At 54.2% G+C, this 21,924-nt stretch carries 18 protein-coding genes and 1 other RNA gene; 16 read left to right on the top strand and 3 right to left on the bottom strand.

Annotated elements, in window-relative coordinates; genetic code table 11:
* Nucleotides 1-48: 48 nt before the first annotated feature.
* The 9 genes from LOY70_RS03960 to LOY70_RS03920 all read left to right on the top strand — a co-directional run bounded on the left by LOY70_RS03960 (nt 49) and on the right by LOY70_RS03920 (nt 10,043).
* Complete coding sequence (locus tag LOY70_RS03960) at nt 49-873, top strand: (Fe-S)-binding protein (RefSeq protein ID WP_265033505.1); 825 nt, start codon at nt 49-51, stop codon at nt 871-873.
* Nucleotides 870-2,339, top strand: coding sequence for a LutB/LldF family L-lactate oxidation iron-sulfur protein (locus LOY70_RS03955; protein ID WP_265033503.1), 1,470 nt, complete (start codon nt 870-872; stop codon nt 2,337-2,339). Before LOY70_RS03960 ends, LOY70_RS03955 begins: the two co-directional genes overlap by 4 nt.
* Nucleotides 2,336-3,007 (top strand): LutC/YkgG family protein, encoded by a 672-nt coding sequence (locus LOY70_RS03950; RefSeq protein WP_265033501.1) that lies wholly within the window; start codon nt 2,336-2,338, stop codon nt 3,005-3,007. The genes LOY70_RS03955 and LOY70_RS03950 overlap by 4 nt, the downstream gene beginning before the upstream one ends.
* The gene (locus LOY70_RS03945) at nt 3,004-5,814 is read left to right on the top strand and encodes an FAD-binding and (Fe-S)-binding domain-containing protein (protein ID WP_265033499.1); all 2,811 of its coding nucleotides are present in this window, start codon (nt 3,004-3,006) and stop codon (nt 5,812-5,814) included. The genes LOY70_RS03950 and LOY70_RS03945 overlap by 4 nt, the downstream gene beginning before the upstream one ends.
* A gap of 125 nt (nt 5,815-5,939) precedes the next feature.
* Nucleotides 5,940-6,230: a hypothetical protein gene (locus tag LOY70_RS03940; protein ID WP_265033497.1), complete on the top strand. Its 291-nt coding sequence runs from the start codon at nt 5,940-5,942 to the stop codon at nt 6,228-6,230.
* 94 nt (nt 6,231-6,324) lie between these two features.
* Nucleotides 6,325-6,722: a transfer-messenger RNA gene (gene ssrA / locus LOY70_RS03935) on the top strand.
* 183 nt (nt 6,723-6,905) lie between these two features.
* Nucleotides 6,906-8,162 carry an integrase domain-containing protein gene (locus LOY70_RS03930; RefSeq protein WP_265033495.1) on the top strand — a complete coding sequence of 419 codons (1,257 nt, stop codon included), beginning with the start codon at nt 6,906-6,908 and terminating at the stop codon, nt 8,160-8,162.
* 167 nt (nt 8,163-8,329) lie between these two features.
* Nucleotides 8,330-9,490: an STY4528 family pathogenicity island replication protein gene (locus tag LOY70_RS03925; RefSeq protein ID WP_265033493.1), complete on the top strand. Its 1,161-nt coding sequence runs from the start codon at nt 8,330-8,332 to the stop codon at nt 9,488-9,490.
* Nucleotides 9,491-9,797: 307 nt separating this feature from the next.
* Nucleotides 9,798-10,043, top strand: a complete 246-nt coding sequence (locus LOY70_RS03920) for a hypothetical protein (RefSeq protein ID WP_265033491.1) — start codon at nt 9,798-9,800, stop codon at nt 10,041-10,043.
* 189 nt (nt 10,044-10,232) lie between these two features.
* Here the strand turns inward: LOY70_RS03920 and LOY70_RS03915 are convergent, their stop codons facing one another.
* A complete protein-coding gene (locus LOY70_RS03915) occupies nt 10,233-11,099 on the bottom strand; it encodes a DUF5677 domain-containing protein (RefSeq protein WP_265033490.1) in 867 nt (288 codons plus the stop codon).
* A 320-nt stretch (nt 11,100-11,419) separates the two neighbouring features.
* Between LOY70_RS03915 and LOY70_RS03910 the strand changes: the two genes are divergently transcribed.
* From LOY70_RS03910 to LOY70_RS03895, 4 genes are all read left to right on the top strand, one after another.
* The gene (locus LOY70_RS03910; RefSeq protein WP_265033488.1) at nt 11,420-11,977 is read left to right on the top strand and encodes a hypothetical protein; all 558 of its coding nucleotides are present in this window, start codon (nt 11,420-11,422) and stop codon (nt 11,975-11,977) included.
* A gap of 6 nt (nt 11,978-11,983) precedes the next feature.
* Nucleotides 11,984-12,424 (top strand): type II toxin-antitoxin system YafO family toxin, encoded by a 441-nt coding sequence (locus LOY70_RS03905; protein ID WP_072432035.1) that lies wholly within the window; start codon nt 11,984-11,986, stop codon nt 12,422-12,424.
* A 58-nt stretch (nt 12,425-12,482) separates the two neighbouring features.
* Entirely contained in the window at nt 12,483-12,704 is a 222-nt protein-coding gene (locus LOY70_RS03900) for a hypothetical protein (RefSeq protein WP_265033485.1), read from the top strand.
* A 489-nt stretch (nt 12,705-13,193) separates the two neighbouring features.
* Entirely contained in the window at nt 13,194-14,267 is a 1,074-nt protein-coding gene (locus tag LOY70_RS03895) for a DUF6516 family protein (RefSeq protein ID WP_265033483.1), read from the top strand.
* Between the two features lie 246 nt (nt 14,268-14,513).
* Here LOY70_RS03895 and LOY70_RS03890 read toward each other — a convergent pair whose 3' ends face one another.
* Nucleotides 14,514-16,436 (bottom strand): ATP-binding protein, encoded by a 1,923-nt coding sequence (locus LOY70_RS03890; RefSeq protein WP_265033481.1) that lies wholly within the window; start codon nt 16,434-16,436, stop codon nt 14,514-14,516.
* Nucleotides 16,437-16,658: 222 nt separating this feature from the next.
* Nucleotides 16,659-17,375 carry a hypothetical protein gene (locus tag LOY70_RS03885; RefSeq protein ID WP_265033479.1) on the bottom strand — a complete coding sequence of 239 codons (717 nt, stop codon included), beginning with the start codon at nt 17,373-17,375 and terminating at the stop codon, nt 16,659-16,661.
* A 1,057-nt stretch (nt 17,376-18,432) separates the two neighbouring features.
* Here LOY70_RS03885 and LOY70_RS03880 point away from each other — a divergent pair.
* From LOY70_RS03880 to LOY70_RS03870, 3 genes are all read left to right on the top strand, one after another.
* On the top strand, nt 18,433-19,296 hold the full coding sequence (locus LOY70_RS03880) for an integrase domain-containing protein (RefSeq protein WP_265033477.1): 864 nt from the start codon (nt 18,433-18,435) through the stop codon (nt 19,294-19,296).
* Nucleotides 19,297-19,710: 414 nt separating this feature from the next.
* Nucleotides 19,711-21,078 (top strand): TraI domain-containing protein, encoded by a 1,368-nt coding sequence (locus LOY70_RS03875; protein ID WP_265033475.1) that lies wholly within the window; start codon nt 19,711-19,713, stop codon nt 21,076-21,078.
* Between the two features lie 244 nt (nt 21,079-21,322).
* On the top strand, nt 21,323-21,640 hold the full coding sequence (locus LOY70_RS03870; RefSeq protein ID WP_265033473.1) for a hypothetical protein: 318 nt from the start codon (nt 21,323-21,325) through the stop codon (nt 21,638-21,640).
* Nucleotides 21,641-21,924 lie beyond the last annotated feature (284 nt).

The raw sequence follows: 21,924 nt of genomic DNA, 5'->3' as shown, positions 1-21,924 counted from the left end.
CAGCAGCCTCAGCGGACGGATAACCGGGACCACCCGGAGACACGCCTGATGAGCGAGCTTTTTTACAACGCCGTACCGAACGCGACCCGTGTCGCCCCACCCTTGCCCGAGCCTCGGCAGTACCCCAGCGAAAAACCGCCACGGGTCTACCTGTTCGGCACCTGCGTGGTAGACCTGTTCTATCCCGAGGCCGGGATGGATGCGATTCATCTGTTGGAGCGCGAAGGGATCCGGGTGGAGTACCCGCAAGGGCAAAGTTGCTGCGGCCAACCGGCCTACACCTCGGGCTACACCGAGCAGGCGCGGACGGTGGCACGGGCGCAACTGGCCTTGTTTGCCGAAGACTATCCGGTGGTGGTGCCCTCGGGCTCCTGCGCCGGCATGTTGCGCGAGCACTACGCCGATCTGTTCAAGGACGAGCCCGACACGCTCAAGCAAGTCCAGGCCCTGGCGGCCCGGACCTATGAACTGGCCGAATTCCTGCTGTTTGTCTGCAAGGTGCAGCTTCAGGACAGCGGTCAGCCGGTGAAAATCGCGTTGCACACGTCCTGCTCGGCACGACGTGAAATGAACACCCACCTGCATGGCCGTGCGTTGTTGGCGCAGCTGCGCAACGTGGAGCGTGTCGAACACAGCCATGAAAGCGAATGCTGTGGCTTTGGTGGGACGTTCAGCGTTCGCATGCCGGATATTTCCGGCGCGATGGTGGCCGACAAGACCCGAGCGCTGAAGGAATCCGGTGCACATAAGGTCGTCAGCGCCGATTGTGGCTGCCTGATGAACATCAATGGCTCACTGGAGAAACAGCGGGAGGCGTTACGGGGCCAGCACCTGGCGAGTTTCCTCTGGCAGCGTACCGGAGGTGTGGCATGAGCACGCCGACGCTGATTCCGACCGTTGAAGTGCCGAGTGAGGCGCAGGAAGATTTTCGCGCCCGGGCCCACAAGGCCCTGGATGACACGCAACTGCGAAACAACTTTCGCAGCGCGATGGATTCACTGATGACCAAGCGGGCAGCGTCCTTCAGCGATGCCCACGAAAGAGAACATCTGCGAGTGCTGGGCAATGCCATCCGCGCCCGTGCGTTATCCAAGCTGCCCGACCTGCTCGAGCAACTTGAAACCAACCTGACCCGCAACGGTGTGAACGTGCACTGGGCGGAGACGGTGGACGAAGCCAATGGCATCGTCCTCTCGATCATCCGCGCTCACGAGGCGCGGCAAGTGATCAAGGGCAAATCGATGGTCAGCGAAGAGATGGAGATGAACCATTTCCTCGAGGCCCGGGACATTGAATGTCTTGAGTCCGACATGGGGGAGTACATCGTCCAGCTCGACCACGAGAAGCCTTCACACATCATTATGCCGGCGATCCACAAGAACGCCGGTCAGGTCGCGTCCTTGTTCCACGACAAACTCGGCGTGGAGTACACCAAGGACGTTGACCAACTCATTCAGATCGGTCGCAAGGTATTGCGGCAGAAATTCTTCGAGGCCGACATCGGCGTCTCGGGCGTCAACTTCGCCGTCGCCGAAACCGGCACGCTGCTGCTGGTGGAAAACGAAGGCAACGGCCGGATGTCCACCACCGTGCCGCCAGTGCACATCGCCGTGACCGGCATCGAAAAAGTCGTGGAGAACCTGCGCGATGTCGTGCCGCTGCTCTCCCTGCTGACCCGCTCGGCCCTTGGCCAGCCGATCACCACCTACGTCAACATGATCTCCGGCCCGCGCAAGGCCGATGAGCTGGACGGCCCCGAGGAAGTCCACCTGGTGCTGCTGGACAACGGTCGCAGCCAGGCGTTTGCCGACAGTGAACTGCGCCAGACCCTGAACTGCATCCGCTGCGGCGCCTGTATGAATCATTGCCCGGTCTATACCCGAATCGGTGGTCACGCCTACGGCGAGGTTTACCCGGGACCTATCGGAAAAATCATCACGCCGCACATGGTCGGCCTGGCTAAAGTACCGGACCACCCGAGCGCGTCTTCGCTATGCGGCGCCTGCGGTGAAGTGTGTCCAGTGAAAATCCCGATCCCCGCGCTGCTGCGGCGGCTGCGGGAAGAAAACGTCAAGGCGCCGGACAGCCCGAACCCGGTGATGCGCGGCCAAGGCAGCAAATACTCGCCCAAGGAACGCTTCATCTGGAATGCCTGGGCCTGGCTCAACAGCTCACCGCGGCTGTATCGGCTGTTCGGCTTCCTCGCTACGCGCCTGCGCGCCCTGGTGCCCGACAACGTCGGCCCATGGACCCAGAACCACAGCGCCCCGAAACCCGCCGCCCGCTCATTGCATGACCTGGCTCGCGAACACCTGAACCAGCAGGGAGACCGCCGATGAGCGCCAAGGACAATATCCTCGCCAAGCTGCGCAAAAGTCTGACGGGCGCTACACCCGTTGCCGACAATTTCGATGTCGAACTGGTGACGCAAACCTACCGCTATGCGCCGGAGGAACGCATTCCCCAGTTGCGCAAGCTGATGGAAGCGGTGCACACCGAAATCCACCTGACCTCCGAGGAAGGTTGGCCAGCCCTGCTCGCACAATTGCTGCGCGACCGCCAGCTGCCGAGCCTACTCATTGCCCCGACCACGCCCCATGGGCAAAGAATCACACAGTTCTGGGCGAACAATCCGGACCTGCCGACCCTCAAGGCCTACAACCGTCCGATAGAAGAATGGAAAGCCGAACTGTTCAACGACACGCCTGCCAGCCTGACCGGGACCCTCGGCGCCATCGCCGCCACCGGTAGCCTGATTCTCTGGCCGACGCGGGAAGAACCGCGCCTGATGAGCCTGGTGCCGCCGGTGCATTTCGCCCTGCTCAAAGCCAGCGAGATCCGCGACAACTTCTATGAAGTGCAACAGGAGTTCGAATGGGCCCAAGGCATGCCCACCAACGCTCTGCTGGTGTCGGGTCCCTCGAAGACCGCCGACATCGAGCAAGTCCTGGCCTACGGCGCCCATGGTCCGAAGGATCTGGTGGTTTTGATTCTGGAGGACCAATGACCCTTCCGGCCTCTTTCCTGCGCGACGTAGAGCAACTGATCCCGCACAAGCGTCGTTTCGACGATCCCTTGTCGACCTTGGCCTTCGGCACCGACGCCAGTTTCTATCGGCTGATTCCAAAGCTGGTGGTGCGGGTCGAAACCGAAGACGAAGTGGTTGCACTGCTGCAATGGGCCCAGCGTGACCAGGTGCCTGTCACCTTCCGCGCCGCCGGCACCAGCCTGTCCGGGCAAGCCATCAGCGACTCGGTGCTGATTGTGCTGGGGGATAACTGGAACAGTCGCGAGATTCGCGAGCAAGGCATGCAAATTCGTTTGCAGCCCGGCGTGATCGGCGCCCAGGCCAACGCCTGGCTGGCACCGTTCGGGCGCAAGATCGGCCCTGATCCAGCGTCAATCAACGCCTGCAAGATCGGTGGCATCGTCGCCAACAACGCCAGCGGCATGTGCTGCGGCACGGCACAGAACACCTATCACACCCTGGCCGGTATCCGCCTGGTACTGGCCGATGGCACACGCCTGGACACCGAAGACGACAACAGCGTGGCGGCTTTTCGTACAAGCCATGGCGAACTGCTGGAACGCCTGGCGACCCTGGGTCGCGAAACCCGCGCCAACACCGAACTCGCTGCGCGAATTCGCCACAAATACCGTCTGAAAAATACCACTGGCCTGTCACTCAATGCCCTGGTGGATTTCGACGAGCCTGTGGATATCTTGAGCCACCTGCTGGTGGGCTCCGAAGGCACCCTCGGTTTCATCAGCGCGGTGACCTACAACACCGTCATCGACCATCCGAACAAGGCGTCGGCACTGATCGTCTTCCCGGACGTGGAAACCTGCTGCAACGCCGTCACCGTGCTGAAAAGCCAACCGGTGTCAGCCGTGGAGTTGCTGGACCGCCGCAGCCTGCGTTCGGTGCAGGACAAACCGGGCATGCCGGATTTCGTACAACACCTGTCGATCAATGCCTGCGCCCTGCTGATCGAATCCCGCGCCGCATCGTCTTCTTTGCTACAAGAGCAACTGACCCGGATCATGGCCTCGCTGGCCGGATTCCCGGTGGAGAAACAGGTCGACTTTACCGAAGACCCACGGGAAAACGCTCGGCTCTGGGCCATCCGCAAAGACACCTTTCCGGCAGTGGGCGCGGTGCGCAAAACCGGCACCACGGTGATCATCGAAGACGTGACCTTTCCGGTGGAGCAACTGGCCATCGGCGTGAATCGCCTGATCGACTTGTTCGACAAGCATCACTACGACGAAGCGATCCTTTTCGGACACGCGCTGGAAGGCAATCTGCACTTTGTCTTCACCCAAGGCTTCAATAACCCTGAAGAAGTCGCACGCTACCAGGCGTTCATGGATGACGTGGCGCACTTGGTGGCGGTGGAGTTCGGCGGTTCGCTGAAGGCCGAACACGGCACCGGCCGCAACATGGCGCCCTTCGTCGAACTGGAATGGGGCAGCGATGCCTATCAACTGATGTGGCAGCTCAAACGCTTGCTCGACCCCAACGGCATCCTCAACCCGGACGTAGTGCTCAGCGAGGATCCGCAGATCCACCTCAAGCACCTCAAACCGCTGCCGGCGGCCGATGAGATCGTGGACAAGTGCATTGAGTGCGGTTTCTGCGAGCCGGTGTGCCCGTCCAAAGACCTGACCTTGAGCCCGCGCCAACGCATCGTGATCTGGCGGGATATCCAGGCGAAGAAACGCGCCGGCACGGACACCACCGAACTGGAACGTGCCTACCAATACCAAGGCATCGACACCTGCGCCGCGACGGGCCTGTGCGCGCAACGCTGCCCGGTAGGCATCAATACCGGCGAACTGGTGAAAAAGCTCCGCAGCCGTGAAGCCACGAAGACGAAAACCGCCAACTGGATTGAAGGAAATTTCGCCACCACGTTGCAAGGCGCGCGCTTCGCCCTGCACGTGGCCAATGGTGCGCGGATGCTGCTCGGGGCTCCCCGCCTGGCGAAACTGTCGGCATCGTTGACGCGCCTGTCCAAGGGCCAGGTTCCGCAGTGGACCAGCGCCATGCCCCAGCCAGAAAAAGCCATCCGTTTCAGCCCCACCACACCGGACGAACGCCCGCGAGTGGTGTACCTGGCGGCCTGCGTGTCGCGAGTCATGGGCCCGGCGGCCGGGGATAAAGAGCAGATGTCGCTGTACGAAAAAACTCAGCAATTGCTGGAAAAGGCCGGCTATCAGGTCGTCTTTCCCGACAACGTGGACAGCCTCTGCTGCGGCCAGCCTTTTGCGTCCAAAGGCTATGTCGAACAAGCCGAGCACAAACGCCAGGAACTGATCGGCGCACTGCTGCATGCCAGTCGCGGCGGGCTTGATCCGATCTATTGCGACACCAGCCCCTGCACGTTGCGCCTGGTCCAGGACCTGGGGAATGTTCGACTGGACCTGTACGATCCGGTGCGCTTCATCCGTACGCATTTGATGGAGCGCCTCGAGTTCACTCTACAAGATGAGCCCATTGCGGTGCACGTCACCTGCAGCACCCAGCACCTGGGTGAAAGCCAGGCACTGATCGACCTGGCGCGCAAGTGCAGCAAGCACGTGGTGATCCCAGAAGGTATTCATTGCTGTGGTTTTGCCGGCGACAAGGGCTTTACCACGCCGGAGTTGAATGCCCATTCACTGCGCACACTCAAGGACGCGGTGCAGCATTGCAGCGAGGGGATTTCTACCAGCCGCACTTGTGAGATTGGTCTTACGCAGCACGGTGCAATCGACTACCACGGGCTGGTCTACCTCATCGATCGGGTCACGCAGGCCAGGGCGACCTGAAGAAAAATAGAACCCTGGCGCACGGTCGCAGTCCACTGATTAAGTCCTGCAACGCGGGACCTTCCCTAAAATGGTAGCCGTCCTGATGGCCAGCGATGCCTGAGCCACAGTTCAAGGAGAGACATATGAAACGCTCTGTACTGCTAGGTCTGTTCGTCACTGCCTCAATGCTGGCGTCCTCCTCGTTTGCCGCCGGCGGTTCCAACGATCTCTGTACGGCCAACCTGCAAAGCATCGAAAACTCCAAGGCCCAGATCCAGGCACCAGACCTCAAGGCTCGTGTTGAGGCTAGCGTCCAACAAGCCAAGGCCAACCATGCGCAGCAAACCGAAGATGGCACCAAGAAATGCATCTCCGAGACCACTCAGATCTTGCAAGAGATCCAGAATTCGACCAAAGGGGATAAAAATTCATAACCGTCCATGGCCAACCTTCGGGTTGGCCTCAGCCGCGTATTGGCGTACACTGCAGGTGCCTGCCGCTTCAATAGACCCACGAAGCGACAGGCTCGGGGCCGTTTAGGATTCGACGCCGGTTGCGAAACTTTAGGTGCATGCCGAGTTGGTAACAGAACTCGTAAATCCACTGTTGCAACTTCCTATAGTTGCCAATGACGAAACCTACGGCCAGGAATTCTCTCTCGCTGCGTAAGCAGCCTTAGATCCTGAGCTTCTGGTACCTTCGGGTCCAGCAATCACCAGGGGATGTCCGTAAACCCAAAGTGATTGTCATATAGAACGGAATCGCCGTGCAGTACGTTGTGGACGAAGCGGCTAAAACTTACACAACTCGCCCAAAGCACCCTGCCCGTCGGGTCGCTGAGGGTTAACTTAATAGACACGGCTACGCATGTAGTACCGACAGCGGAGTACTGGCGGACGGGGGTTCAAATCCCCCCGGCTCCACCATTTCATCATCTAAAGACGTCCACGGACGTCTTTTTTTGTGCCTGAAACCCAGTAAATACGGGGCTTTTAGCGCCATCAAGCTCCATAGCACTTCACGCAGATCCATTTTGAAATGTATTCCAAGGCGTATTCCAAGCCCGCGGCTGGTAAATTTTGGAATACACAAACAGCGTTGGAGTACCCATGGGCGCCCAAGCCACACGCCTTTCAGACCTGAAAATCAAAGCCGCCAAACCTAAAGCCAAGGACTACATACTGACCGATGGCAACGGCCTCCAGCTGCGAGTCCGAACCAATGGTTCAAGGCTATGGAATTTCAACTACGTCCATCCCGTGACGAAAAAACGGATCAACATGGGACTGGGAACATTCCCCGAGCTCAGCCTGGCTCAAGCGCGAAAACGCACCGTTGAGGCCAGGGAATTGGTCGCCCAGGGACTGGACCCGAAAGAGCAGCGCGATGCAGATCGCCAAGCGAAAAAAGCCGCGACAGAGCACACCTTTCAAAACGTGGCGACGGCCTGGTTTGAACTGAAGAAAGATTCCGTAACAACCGCCTACGCTGAAGACATTTGGCGCTCGCTCACGCTGCACATCTTCCCGGATTTACACGCGACCCCAATTTCCGAAATCAGCGCTCCCCAGGTCATCAAGCTGCTTAAGCCACTTGAGACCAAAGGCAGCTTGGAAACGGTCAAGCGCCTGACCCAACGCCTCAACGAAATCATGACCTACGGGGTGAACTACGGACTCATTCATGCCAACCCCCTGAGCGGAATTCGATCGGTCTTCAAAAAACCAAAGAAGAAAAACATGCCGGCATTGCCCCCCGATGAGCTCAATGAACTCATGGTGGCGATTGCCAACGCCAGCATCAAAAGAACCACCCGGTGCCTCATCGAGTGGCAACTCCACACGATGACTCGGCCGGCAGAAGCTGCGACCACCCGATGGGCTGACATCGACTTCAAGAAGAAGATCTGGACGATCCCAGCGGAGCGCATGAAGAAACGTCGCACACACATCATCCCGCTCACGGAGCAAGCTTTGGCGCTCCTGGAAGCCATCAAGCCCTACAGCGGACACAGGGAGTACGTGTTTCCCGCCGACCGTAATCCGCGCACCCATTGCAACAGCCAGACCGCGAACATGGCGCTGAAACGCATGGGCTTTGAGGGGCGACTCGTAAGCCACGGAATGCGCTCGATGGCGAGCACCATCCTCAATGAAAAGGGTTGGGACCCAGAGCTGATCGAAGTTGCGCTTGCCCACGTCGATAAGGACGAGGTACGTAGCGCCTATAACCGAGCGGACTACATTGAGCGCAGACGGCCGATGATGCAGTGGTGGAGTGAACACATCCAGGGAGCAGCTACCGGCAATCTCTCGGTATCAGCAACCATCGAAAGCAGTGATCGGAAAGTCGTCGCCATACGCTGATGAAGGACTGTCATCGGCTGATACGAAACAGCTTTCTTTCAATCGAATTACCAACCCACGGATAAACCCGGTGGTGATGCAAATCGTATTGTCGAGTTACACGAAGGTTGATCCGCGATGAGATGCAGAGGAACGGGCCGTCGTGGCCCATACCTCGGAGTCATCTCATGGCAGACCTACGCACTCACCAGAACTCACAAGACCAAGATGCTCTGAGCGCTACCTTGACGGCGCTCATGCTCGATCAGCGCCTTACCCCGTTGGAGCGCAATGGCTGGCAGGTCCTGCACATGCTTCGCACCGCTGATGGCCTCAGTCCGCTCGTGAACATGGGGCAACTGCGCCGCTATCTCACGTGTACTCCCTGTGGGCAGCGAGCGGGCGCTGCCACGGCTTGGCGCGCTTTAGCGGTACTGCGGCTTACAGGATGGATCAGCTTCGTAAGGCAACATTGCGATCTCCTGACTGGCAATGTTCAAAGCGTGCTGTATCGAGTCAACGAGCGCGCCCTAAGCTTCCATGAAGCTTGTGCTCTCGACGACAGCCTGGAGGAGCTTATGGCTACCTGCATCGGCCATGAAAACAAACAAATCAAGCATCTTGCCGAGCACGTTCTGGCGACTTCTGAGCACACGCCTGAACATCCCCCCATTGCCATTCGGGAGCAACGGAACAAAGACGATGAACCACCGCCTTCCGCGCCATCGCGAAAGCGCCCTAGGGTCAACCGAACATCCGCACCTACTGCTTCCGCAAACAGATCGACCGTTACACGGCAGACCAAACAGACCCGCCAGATACCTCAAGAGCAACACCGTACGTATAAGACGTATTTATACAAAGAAGAACGTACGTACCGCGCGCATACGCGTGAGGAAAGCGATTCATCGTCACTCCCCCTGGCCTTGCCGCCATGCCTGGTCAGCGCCAAAGCAGACCAGCAACGAGACGTGCTAGCGGCCTTGAAACGGCTGCCGTCACACCATCGCCAGGACGTGCTGGACGAACTACAGGCACGCAGCCAAAGCGGCACAGTACGCAATGTCGTCGCCTATTTCTTCGCCCTAGCGAAGCGTGTGTTGGCCGGCGAGTTTCACTTGTGGGCCGGCCGCAAAAAACAGAATCAAGCTGGCGACCCAGTTGCAATGCCGCCCGCACCCCGCGTTCGCACAGAAGCGCTCAAGAAGCCACCAGCACGCTCGGCATGGCGCGAAATTGGTCGGCCACACATTGCCAACATGCGAGAAATCCTGGCCGGTCCTAGGGGCGCTGGAGACTTGGCGGCACAGGTGATGAAAGACAAAGGGTGGCAGGCGTGTCCTGTCTAGGGGACGCGCATTCAACGTCTGTAAATCATTAAATGTCCGGCGCTATTACCCAACATCAGGGAACACTCGGTAACCGGTTTGTGAATTGACAGAAAATGTCCGTGGAAGCACTTTCACGAGTGCATACCAGCCGTCAGGATCATCAAGACGGCGCTGCGGTTTTCCGCAGGATCCGCCCAATGACCGCATCGCTTCCGGCAGCGCGGACAGTCGACTTGAGTGTCGAAGGAAGCAAGCTATCTCCACCCCACCCACGACGGGCCTCCCCCGTCCTGGGGCTGGCCTTTCTTTGTTTTTGGAGGCCTTAATGAAAAATCGACTGGCAATGTATAGAGCCCTGAAGGCTATCAACGTGCCTGAGCAGCAAATCGAAGCAGTTATCCAAGCCATGGACTCTCATGTGCATTTATCTTCTGCAGGTAAATCCGATCCCGACATAGCGCAATTTCGGGCAGAGCTATCCCGAGTTGAAGTAAGCCTCCTTATGAATATCGGCGTGATGCTCTTCGTCGCGATGGCGATTCTCTTCGCCGCGGTCGCGTTTATTTGCTAACGAGACCGCCTTTTCCGTTGGTACCAGGAGCCACCTGTTCTAGGACAGGTGGTTTTTTCTTGTGCGCAAGTCACTTGATTGCACAGGCCGTAAAGACATTTGACCAAGGGCATCTATCGGCCAAAAGAGGTCATTGTCCGAGCAGAGACAGCCCACTCAAAATCTTTGCTGGGATACGCCCACTCCGGCTCAATCCTGCTCTTTAGCTGACGATGAACTGTCCCGGCCGAAGCCTTCACTTTGGGCAGCTTTATACAAACGCTTGAACAGCTTACGTTCAACGTCGATCAGTGGCTGGCAGTTGTGAATCTGCGCGAACGCGGCGAGAAAGCCACTGGCCGCGTGGCTGACAGCAGAGAGAATGTCGACCACTTGGCTCTCTGTATTGGCAAGAAAGCCCTCGACGTTCATTTCGCCGGGGTTGTGTGCGCTCATGAAGTAGCTCATTCCGTACACTGATCCGTGGATGATCTCAGAAGAGATGGCATATATCAGTCCATAAGCGCCGAGCAAGGCCCCTCCAGCTGACCGGACTACTTTCCCTATGCGATCAATCTTCGATGGCGCATCCAGCATGCTCCATGAGCCCTGTCCTTTACCTGCAAACTCAGGAAACATCAGCGCTGCCAATGCCTTCGAATCGGGGCTTGTGCTCAATGTGAATGCGAACTCGCCGGTGCCAATCACGCGGTTCATATGCTTCCAAGCGGCATAGTCTTTATGCTTCAAAGCGCGTTGCGATACTTCGACTGGCTGAGTTACGAAGAAAGCAGCATTGATAAACCCCTCTATCACACCGCGGGCAATCGGGTAGAGATCACGAATGGGGATACCGACGGCGCTTGATCCTCTTAGGATTGTGTTGAGCGACTGACCAGCGCCAAGCGATGTGGCGCTCACTGCCCGCACCTGATCCCATTCGATGACGGATTTCAGCTTCTGCCCCTGAAAAACGATAGGCCCCTGCGACATCACCCACAAAATCAAGCGCAGAAGTTCCTGCTGCTCTTCAATGACGGCACGTAATTCTATTATTGCTAATGTGTTCTCGTTCATGTCCTTTCCTTAGGTTGCTGGCTCCTTCAAGAGCATCCGCCTTGGGTCGATCAAAGCCATCCTCGTGAACCCAAGAGCATCACATCTGCCGACCTCCCTGCATCGATCGAGGACTTGTAACGCGACGGCGGCACAGCTTGAAATGCGGAGTTGGCCCTGTTTTTGCATGACTGTTGCCGCCTGTCTGATATGTCTGGCCGTTACAAAAATGTGGTGACATAACGGTGGCACATTTGGTCAGACGATATAGAGTCACTTTTAAACACCGACCTGAAACGCAAGCAACAACAGACCAAAGCACGCCCAAGAGGGCAAAGACCATGAAGCGCGACCAACATCATCACCGTCAAGACCCTTATTCTAAAGAGGTCATGCTTTCCCTTACTTTGCGTGTGTCGCTGTATTGCGCACAGGTTGCGGCTGCCCCCAGTGCTGAGTCGAGCGCTCGCCTGGAAGTCGCACGTGAGAGAAATGTTGTTGAAGACGCAAAAATTCGTACCGCGATCAAAGAAGCTATTGTCAGCTTGAATGAGCTCAATGACTTTGTGTTTGACGCAGGTCGCTCCATGCTCACAAACATGCCCCCACGACACGTGATAGAAGATGAACGGTTTTCAGAGGTAGCGAGTACATTGCGCGAGTTGGAATTAGTGTTATCCACTAAGGCTGAGCTGTATTCGAACTTGCCAAGTATGAGCGACGAATACAATGCGCTTCGGCGCAATCTGGCTACTACGCGCTCGCGGACAGCACAGAACGCCATGATTCTTAAACAGATGTTTCACGTGCCCAAAAGCTACGAGAGCTCAATAGATATGAAAGGGCTGGAAGCCTTGGCTTCCATTTCGACAGAGCGCCTCCATCAGCTTGCGAACTGATGGCATATGACAATAATTGTCGAGTATAGCACCGACACATACGATGACCTTTTCAAAGATGTTTTGTCCAATCACCCTACAATCTTGAACTCTTTGCGCGACGACTTTTATACCTATATCGCGTCCAACAGAATGACGCTCCCGTCATATTTCGGTTGCGACGTGCCATACACTCATCCACATGAAGCTTATGTCGTGGGCTTGATGCACATTCACATCGCCATCCCGCCGTCAGTGTTCCCAACGAGTAAACCGCAGTTTGACCGAAAGTGTCCTCTAGGTGACCCCACCAAAGATGCTGCGTTGGTATATGCACAAGGGCTCTACGATGAAGATAGATACATTCTCATCGCCATGCTTCACCCCGGCGCCCACGACAAAGCCCGCACCGAAAAAATAATCAAGCGACTAGCGGGAGTGGCAAAGCGCTTTCGCGATATCTATTAATCTGACTTTCCGTTTCTTCGCTGCTACGCTTTCGGTTTTCTCGAATGGAGTCGAAGCCATGCCCACCGAATACTCGCTGCCTGACACCCTAGAACGTATGTACGAAAATCAGTTCGCACTTGAAGCGGCGTTGATGGAGGTTGTGCTTTGGGTCGAGCAGCGCGGATCAAGTGACGTTGGCGAGAACATGCGCAGTTCGCTGGACCTAATCGGCGAGAGCGCTGGGCACATCAAACAAGGCCTGGCCAAGTTGGCTCCACAACACTGTGGTGACGCCTGAAAGGCAGATGGAGAGACTGATGGCAAATCGATGGTTTTCGCTGCTGCGGCGAAGCCATACCCGCCGCAGAATGAAAAGATTCATCAAAACGGTTTTTTATGGATCTGCGGCAGTCAGGCCAGCTCACCGATAATTTTCCTCCCAGTCGCAGCTCCATCACCACAATGCTCATCAGTGGTGTGGTCTGGTCAGAAAGTATCTGAGGACCAAAGCGGTAAAGCATCAACGTCTGCCTTGTATTGTTTCTGCCTGTCGCAACTGGCTGAAATCGACCCGATGCTGCCGTTCGCTACCGGCAGTAGTCGGCCAAGAGCAGTCATCCTGTGCCTCCACCAGTTAGGGCGATTCACTTCCTTAAATAGGCGAATCACCAAATCCCATTTTTGGATTTGACCATTTTTAATCTGCTCTATTGCTATGGCTTATCATTTGAGTCATGTTTTCTGACACGTCTACACGACCTCAATGAAAACAAAACAGGTAAGCTACTTGAATCTCAACGATGTAATCAAAGACTGCATCCGTCTTAAATTGAATGGATGTGCAACCGATACTGCAATTCAGTGTTTCGGAGGAAATCTTCTTGAAGAAAAGAGACCCGTTTTGGCGATTGAGGTTTCAACTAAAGAAATCTTGCTTTGGATGATGCAGGAAGCAACGAATGTTCATATTTATATCAGTACAGGCGTTTTTCATATGAACGCACTGTATGAACCTAATGAACGTTTTCCTGCTGCAAGAATTTATTTCATGAAAACAGAAAACCTTCTTTTGGTTGGCAAGATTGGTGCTTATATCGAACAGTACGGAATCAAGCTCGGTCCGGTGAACGATGCCCGCTTCTCAAAACTCATTGATGACGCAGGGTATGCACAGCGCTACGAGGCATGGCATGAGAGATGGAAAGCCGACGCTAGGTCATTCGATGGCTTACTCGGAGGACGCCGCGAAAATACTGCCGTAGATCAGGGTATCTGGCTGTCTTCAGACGGGCAATGCTTGGTTTGTGGCGTAAAAACCGATCGCATGGCTACCAGTACTGTTTGGGGGGAGTCAGGAATGATGGTTGGTTTGCAGCTTTGTTTGACGCACCAGGCCGAATCTCAAAAGCAATCAACTCTGCTTGACTATCTCGCTAAACATTTAGGGGGAACGGCTATGTTCTCAAGTACGCGCACACGTACCGCTGAAGAAGCGCTTGAGCAAACCTGTGAAACTCTTAAAGTAAAACTCGAGTGCACTGTCATGAAGGTGGAAGATCAAACTGTAACCGCCCGTAGACCTTCCGGGATTACCGTAGTAGTAAGGCAACACTCTCCTTCAAATTATGCATATAACATCCTGAGCCCTGAAGGTAGACAGCTGTCCAGAGTCGACTCAGCCAATCATCACAAAGTGCCTTACGGCCCAGATCATGTACATTCCGATCTGAGTAAGTCTAAGAAAAATGTCGTCGAGGCAAGTTTCACATACGGCGACGTAGGATTGGATGTAAAATTACTTTTAAAATTAATCCAAGAGGCTGAGAGTAAATTTTCAAGCAATCAGGGAGCGACCGGTTGAATCCACATCCGTAAGCAGTCGCTCGCGAACGTCTGCTGTTGGCCTAGGCCGCGTAAAAGCGTTTTTCAGCGCGATTGGATCCCTGTGTTGGACTGAAAATCGCGTTTCTACGCAAAATTCAGATCGGCTGAGCAGCCGATATTTTTCAGATTTTACATAGCGGCGCGAGTTTCAGTTTTGAAGAAGCGTTTTTACACTCTGGGCCGCAAGCGGTCGTTAGGGCGATACGTCAAATAGCACCAAATTCTAAATTAAATCCTTCCGTATTTCGGTGATCCATAATGGATCTGGATGCAAAGCATCATCCTCATCCACAAGTGACGCATACACCTCTGCAAATCGGACCTTGAACCCATCCTCTTTAAATAAATTTTTCAAAGCGTCCCTCTCCTTTTTTCGCCAATTGAAAGCGGAAGCTGACGAGTATCCCAAGTCTAGTATCTCAATACAATCCAGTAATATAGCTACATCTTCGTACTCATCACCAAGCTCTCCCAAAGCTTGGAAAAAATATAATGCATCCAGACTATCTTCAATATCTGTTGATGGCGTTTTTTGATTATGTCCACCTTTTACAAGATTTGTGATATTATCAACATCAAGCAGGCGTCGAAACTTTAGATTGGGATAGTCTTTAAAGTCGCAGTCCATAAATTGAATATCCGTATCAATTAGGCAAAGGATTTTACCACCGACTTGTTTTTCGTCCTCTTTGATAGGTAGTTCCAAATATTCAAAGAGTCTTTTTACTTCTTTAGCTCCGCCCACCGGCAGAATTTTGAGCTTCTGTTTTTGAAGCTCACCTGCAAAATATTTCTCAAAATATATCCTCTCCGACGTCCCTTCACATATAATCCAACTATACGGAGAAGGCTTTCTGATTGAGGCGATGATTGTCTGCACAAGATCATTTCGACTTTTTAAGCTAATATCTGCCGGAAGCGCGCCTTTATGGCTCGCAATTTGTTGCTTCACAATCTCCCGATAGTAGGCAATATCAATTACGGAGTTCAAAATCTCGCCTTTTTCTTTGTAAATATTTGTAGCTGTACCGGTCGCTAAAATAGGTACAAAGCCGTACCAGTGAGTAGTTACGAGACATTGAACCCCTAACTTGGATATCTGATAAATCCGCTCAAACTGCTCGAAGATCGCCCCGGTATGTAGCGACGCCTCGGGCTCGTCCATGGCGAATACTAACTCACTATCTAGCTGATTATTTTTACTGAGAAAAGCATAGGAAATGTCAACAAGAGCCTTTTTCTTCTCGCCAGAGCTGAGCTGACTTACAGGGGTTCGCGTCCCCCCTTCGCTCTTATTTAAAACTCTTATAGAAAAATACGACTCTATAACCTTGTGACTAAGATCGGAAAAATTTAACTTTGACTGTCGCTGACTCGGCTTTTTATATTCATAACTAACCAAGGTCTTTTCGATATCAGCTATAAACTCTGCTAGCTTCTTATTAATTTCAACCAGAGACTTTTGAGTGATAATGTCTTTTAATATTGTCTCAATGTCTTTTCCAGATAATTTCTGAATGGCTTTGCTCTCGATCTTTGTATATCTTTGAACATCCACTTCCGCTGGAGTGTAAATATAATTGTAATTTGGAACAATAAATTTACTTATTTTAGATATCACCAATTCTAACTGTACCTCGTTACTTCTCGGCTTTGCGGGATCAGACGGAAGAAGCAACGTGAGCTGGCTAATTGTTGTCATTGAGCTAAATATTGAGAGAAACGACCTCTCCGGCGTTTCGTATTGTTGCCCTATTGCGCAGAGGTAGTGTGTATCTTTGTTTATGATTAAAGAATCTCTGTGCGCAATGAACTTTTTAGCCTCCTCTCTGTTTGCACTATTAAATGAATCCAGCCTAGCTTCCCACAATATACGACTTAGCCGATCTATAATTAACAGCTCATCCACGTTACCGCTTGACTTGGCTATCCTATCCCACTTATTTTTTTCCAAGGCCAAAATAACGCAAATATGCGGCGTCCTGGTGCTCAAGCCGTTGGCTACAGCATCGTTATTTACATTCCATTGCCCGCCATTAAAAAAAACCTCTAAAGCCTCAAGAACAGTACTTTTACCAGCCCCATTTTCCCCTATGTAAGCGTTAAAATTTGTTCCGTTGCTGACCGGGATGTAATTGATGCCCATGTAACATTTGTAATAACGTAAAAAAGTCCCGACTATCATCACTCATCCCTGGCTAGGTCAAAATGCCAGTATAGACGTTTTAACAATACACATTGTCGCAATATCCGGTAGCCGTCCGTGGAAGACGTTCGATTTTGGCCGCCCATTCACAAAGGTTTCTTTCGACCAATAGCCATCCCCACGCTAGCGTTAGCCAAAACGAAAACTAGTCGAACTAGAAGCTCACTCCAGCTCCACAGGCTCGCTCAAGAAGTCGATGAGCTTCGCCCCTAACTCCGTGGTCCTGCGGGCCAGAATGCCTTGGCGCGACATGGTTGTGCCAAGGCCATCTGTGTTGATAAGGCCGCGCTGATAAAGGTCTCCCCAGATGACTTTGTAGATCCGCTCTTTGCCTCGGAGATCTGGAAATGCATGCTCAATGGCTTGCGCTATGCCGCCCATGCTCCAGCTACTCGGAAACTCTACTCCATGCTTCTGACCCCATTCTTCAGGGCCGTTCATAAGGCTGAGTAGACGAATGTGGGTCACCGTGCAGACATCGATAAAATTGAGGAACAGCTGCCTCAGATCTTCTTCTGGGCCATGGCCGATTGCGACGTTCAGTACTGCGTTGCGGAGCGCCTCCAGCTTTTCTTGCTGATGACTACGTATTGCCAACATCGATGCTTGGGACACGGTGGTGATGAATGTTTCGTTGTGCTGCAAGTCTTGCTCGGTTAGCACACTCTTCTCGATCAGATCGTTCAACGCGTTGCCGACCTGATTCATCCACTGCATCTTTCGCTCATTCATTGGCGTGTCGATGATTGAATTGAAAATTTCAACCCCAGCACCGCCCAGGACGGGCACTGCGCCAATCATGATTCTGGCGATGCGGTGAGCTTTTTCGCCACCTGGCTCAATGATTGGGTCGATCAGCTCGTTGTCGATTTTGTCCATCTGGAGTTCCATTAGGTGGTGGATGGAGCAGACATACCTGATACCTCATCCTTAGCCAAGCGCAATGTGGCAGATGAGGCGGCGGCAGGTTTGACGTCCAGCTTAAAGGGCCGCTATTGGCCGATTTCTGCCTGTTGCGAAGGACAGCCTCTGACCGTGAGCCACCGTCTTCGAAGGGCCGCTATGGGTTCCAACTACCACGTTGTGACCGCTAGTTATCATCCGCCCCAGACCTTCGACAAAAAGCTCTCGGTCAACCTGCGTTGTCGATTTGCTCGTGCGATTCACGGCGTTGATCGGCAAGGCAGCTCCGTGCTCCGCCTTTTTCACAAGCTCCCCGCGCAGGCGTGGCATGGGAACCATGCCGCCCCTGCGCAGGGAGCCGACAAGGCCGAAGGCCGCGTCAGTACCACAGGCAATGAATAAATATGCACCTACCGCAGACGGCTTTTGCCCACGGACGCGCAACTCATGAACCGGGCCGTCACTGCAAACCGCAGTGACGGCCCAGCCGACGCCCCAACATCACGGGCAAATCCTGAACCCTAAAGAGTGCGGCATACATGATGATGCCCCCATACACTGACCCAGCAAAAACCTAAGACGACAGGTTCGAGAGTCGTCATCCCAACAGCGCGAAACTCCTGCAAGCGCTGATCCAGCAGGATGGAGTTAGCCAGGTATGTAAGGTTCCAAAAACATACCGACCCATACCCATGGGCGGAGCCGCTTTTGTCTACCGGATTTATTCCGTCATGTGCCACTACTGCACCGTCCAGGCAGCGGGCCTTTGCACAATGCCGACTGCTTCCACTTAACAATCCCATCCATTTCCCTGGAGTACTCATCAACACTAAAAACCAACTCATCCCGCTCCATCTCCGTCCGATCTTCCAGCAGGAAGCAAGACGGACGTCTCAGTCGAGACATCGGTGTTTCCTGAACACCATGCCCCTGCCCTTCGGGGATCTCGCCTAGCGAGTTGGCACCAACACTTACCAATGATTTTCAGGACAGGACAACAACACAAGTCAAAGTCTGTGAGCGTGGACGGTATATGGACGATTTAACCTACACCCTGCGGCAACTTTGCCGGCGCAATCGCGATGGCAGTCACAACACTCAGGCCGACCGTATCCGCTCATTGGGGCTGATCGCCCGCCAACTGCGCGAGTCTGGTTTCCGGCAGATGAAAGCCCCCTCGCTCAAGGGCAAACACGTACTGGCACTGCTGGATCGCTGGCAAGGGGAAGGCCTGTCACCTGGCACCATCAAAAATCGGCTGGCGCACCTTCGATGGTGGGCTGAAAAAATCGGCAAGGCCGGCATTCTCCCCGCGGACAACGCGCAACTGGGTGTGGCCGACCGGCGCTTCGTCACTAACGTCAGCAAAGCCCAGGAACTGGGAACGGACCTTAGCAAGATCACCGATGCCCATGTACACATGAGCCTCCAGCTTCAGTCGGCGTTTGGACTACGCCGTGAGGAAGCGATCAAATTTCAGCCCAAGTATGCGGATCAAGGAGATCACATTCTCCTCAAGGGCTCATGGACGAAGGGTGGGCGTGATCGCTCTGTGCCGATCACTACTTCGCTACAGCGCGAGGTGCTGAATGCGGCACATCAGCTAGCGGGAGCCGGATCACTAATCCCGGCTCAGAAAACGTATATCCAACAGAGAAACACCTACGATGGTCAGTGCAAGGCAGCAGGCCTGAGCCACATGCATGGGCTACGTCATCATTATGCACAAAGCCGTTACTTCGCTTTGACAGGGTGGAAGGCACCGGCGGCAGGAGGAATCTCCTCCAGGGAATTGACCCCAGCGCAGCGTTCTCAAGACCGTATTGCTCGACAAATTATCAGCCGTGAACTCGGGCATGAGAGAACACAAATTACTGCGACCTACCTCGGACGATAATTCAAGGCTTTCGACGTCAATGAGCCGTAAGAGTGCGCCCCCGCTCCGCGCCTCGTTGGCGCCTCGACTTGACCAAGCGTATTTCCAGCCAATACGGATATGCGTAGTGACGCATTTAATCTTTCTACGCTTGCCGGTTGCGTGTCCTATGGACACGAGGCATCGAATGCCTGCTCGGCGAGCATTCCCGGCCTCAGTCACCTGGACAACCCTGCAAGCGTGGATAACTGAGGGCGTCGCAAGAAGCCGCCCGCTGTCCCTAGGGAATGCCAACTAATCCGGCTCGCTCGCCTCATGCTTTGCCCACTGACAGGTCTGTATCGGCGCTTCGAAGCCAAGCACTCATCCATGTTCATGAGGGCTGCTTCATGTCGTCGCCAAGCGAATACCTCCCTTCCCTCGACAGGAGCAATTATGTTCTCACTGTTCCATCGCAAGCTGCGGCGTGCACTCGCCCCCACGGCTGCAGCTAGCCCAACATCACCCGCCGGCCTGACCACTCCCCAATCTGCGGAATCACTCTTGGCCGCTCCCAGCAGACAGAAGTTGCTAAGGCAGATCTGGCAGTGCACCGCCATGTCCCGCCCTCAATTCGATGAACTTTATCTCGACCCAATTAGACGATACGCCGAGCTGGTTCAACTTTTCCCTGCATCCGAAAGTCAGCCCCACGCTTACTCCGGTGGGATGCTGGACCATGGCCTGGAAGTAGTTACATGCGCTCTAAAAATTCGCCGATCACGATTACTGCCCCCAGGAGCTCCACCAGAAGTTCAGATCATCCAAACGGAAGCGTGGAATGCCGCACTGGCATACGCCATCCTGAGTGAAAACCTTGGCAAGATTGCGATTGATCTCCAGGTCGAATATTTGGATGGCTGCGCCTGGCACCCATGGCACGGACCGCTGACTCGACCTTACCGAGTTCGATACCGAAAAGACCTCGATTATCGACTGCGCGGCCCCGCATCCAGCCTGATGATCCACAAGCTATTAAGCAGCGAAATCCTAGACTGGCTTTCCGCTTTCCCTGAACTGTGGGCCTCGCTCATGGCCCGCTGGTCTGGCCATAGCGAACATACCGGCGCACTCGGCGCGATCATTATTCAAGCCGAACAAGCTTTAGTAGCCAAAGCCCCTGCACAGACCACCATGGCAGCTGAGAGCCATGAGCCAGCGACCATCGCCACACAATCAGATCCATCACTGCCAGATACACCATCAACCGACTATTTCGACTCATTAACGAATCAAATCGGCGAGCCTCCCAAATGGCCTGAAGATTCCGACTCCGCACCTATCACCGACTCTGCCTCCTCAGCAGAAGAAGCGCCTGTGCCAGAAAAGCATGCGAAGCCAAGCGGCGAACACTTCATGGAGTGGCTGATCGAAGGCGTACGCACTCACGAGATCATCATGAATGACGATCATGCGCTGGTGCACTCCGTCGAAGACACTCTCTTCTTGGTCACTCCTGGAATATTCCAACGCTACGCGAAAGCATTCCCTCATCCCGCCTCCATCTCGAAAAAACAGGGGCAGCCTGACTGGGAATGGGTTCAAAAGCGCTTTGGAAAAATGAAGCTGCACCGCATACAAGCGAACGGTCGTTGCATCTGGACGTGCGAGCTCAGCAGTGCACGCAGAACACGTTTTTTACACGGCTATCTCTTGAAAAAGCACTATGGCTTGATAAGCGACTCGTCCCTCAACAACCCGAATCTGAAGGTGGTGACGCCAGGCAGCGAGAAGCCTCACACAACATTAGGAAACACTCGTTAACCGGTTTCCTGATTGACAGCAAACGCCCTCAGCGGCATTTTTGCTATGCATCTTGCTGATTCGTTCAGCACCAGCCGCCAGGATCTTCAAGACGGCGCTGCGGTTCTCCGCAGGATCCTTCATATGACCGCATAGCTTCCGGCAGCGCGGACAGTCGACTTGATGTCGATGGAAGCATGACTTTCCCACCCACGACGGGCCTTTCCCGTCGTGGGGAAGGCCTTTTTTGTTTCAGGAGGCCTTAATGAAAATGGAACTGGCGATGTATCAGGCACTGCGCGCAATCGACGTGCCTGAGCTCAAAGCCGAAGCTGTTATCCAAGCATTGGAATCTGACATGCTCACACTACTCGCGACGAAAAGTGATCTCACCAATCTAGAGCAGCGACTGACTACTGAGTTGGCTAAAGCTGATCATCGGCTGACTTCCGAGATATCTAAAATTGATCACCGGCTGACTGCAGAGATCGCTAAATCTGATCTCAAGTTATCCATTCGCATGGCTTCCATGCTCGCAGTCACAATCGGCATCTTGATCGGAGCAATGAAAATTTTCTTGTAGTTTTCTCAGCGATTATTGAAACCATCGAAACCACCTGTCGTTCGACAGGTGGTTTTTTGCGACTTCTTCAGCGGTATATGGGTACGTGTAGTAAAAAGGCGGGCAGCATCAAACAGGGACTGACCAGGTTAAAGGAAGGAAGTCAGGCCTGGCCCCCTCCGCTGGGGCCGCGGATGGACAAAGGCTAGAGTCGCCGCCAGCGGCCCTTATGATTCTCGCAATAGCAGCTCTCGACCGTCCGAAGTCGGCCAAAAGCAGCCCTTCGATGTGTCTAGACACTTCGG

Source organism: Pseudomonas sp. B21-054, assembly GCF_026016345.1.
GTDB lineage: Bacteria > Pseudomonadota > Gammaproteobacteria > Pseudomonadales > Pseudomonadaceae > Aquipseudomonas.
Note: the sequence above shows the minus strand (reverse complement) of the source record. Positions and strands in the feature narration are given on the sequence as shown.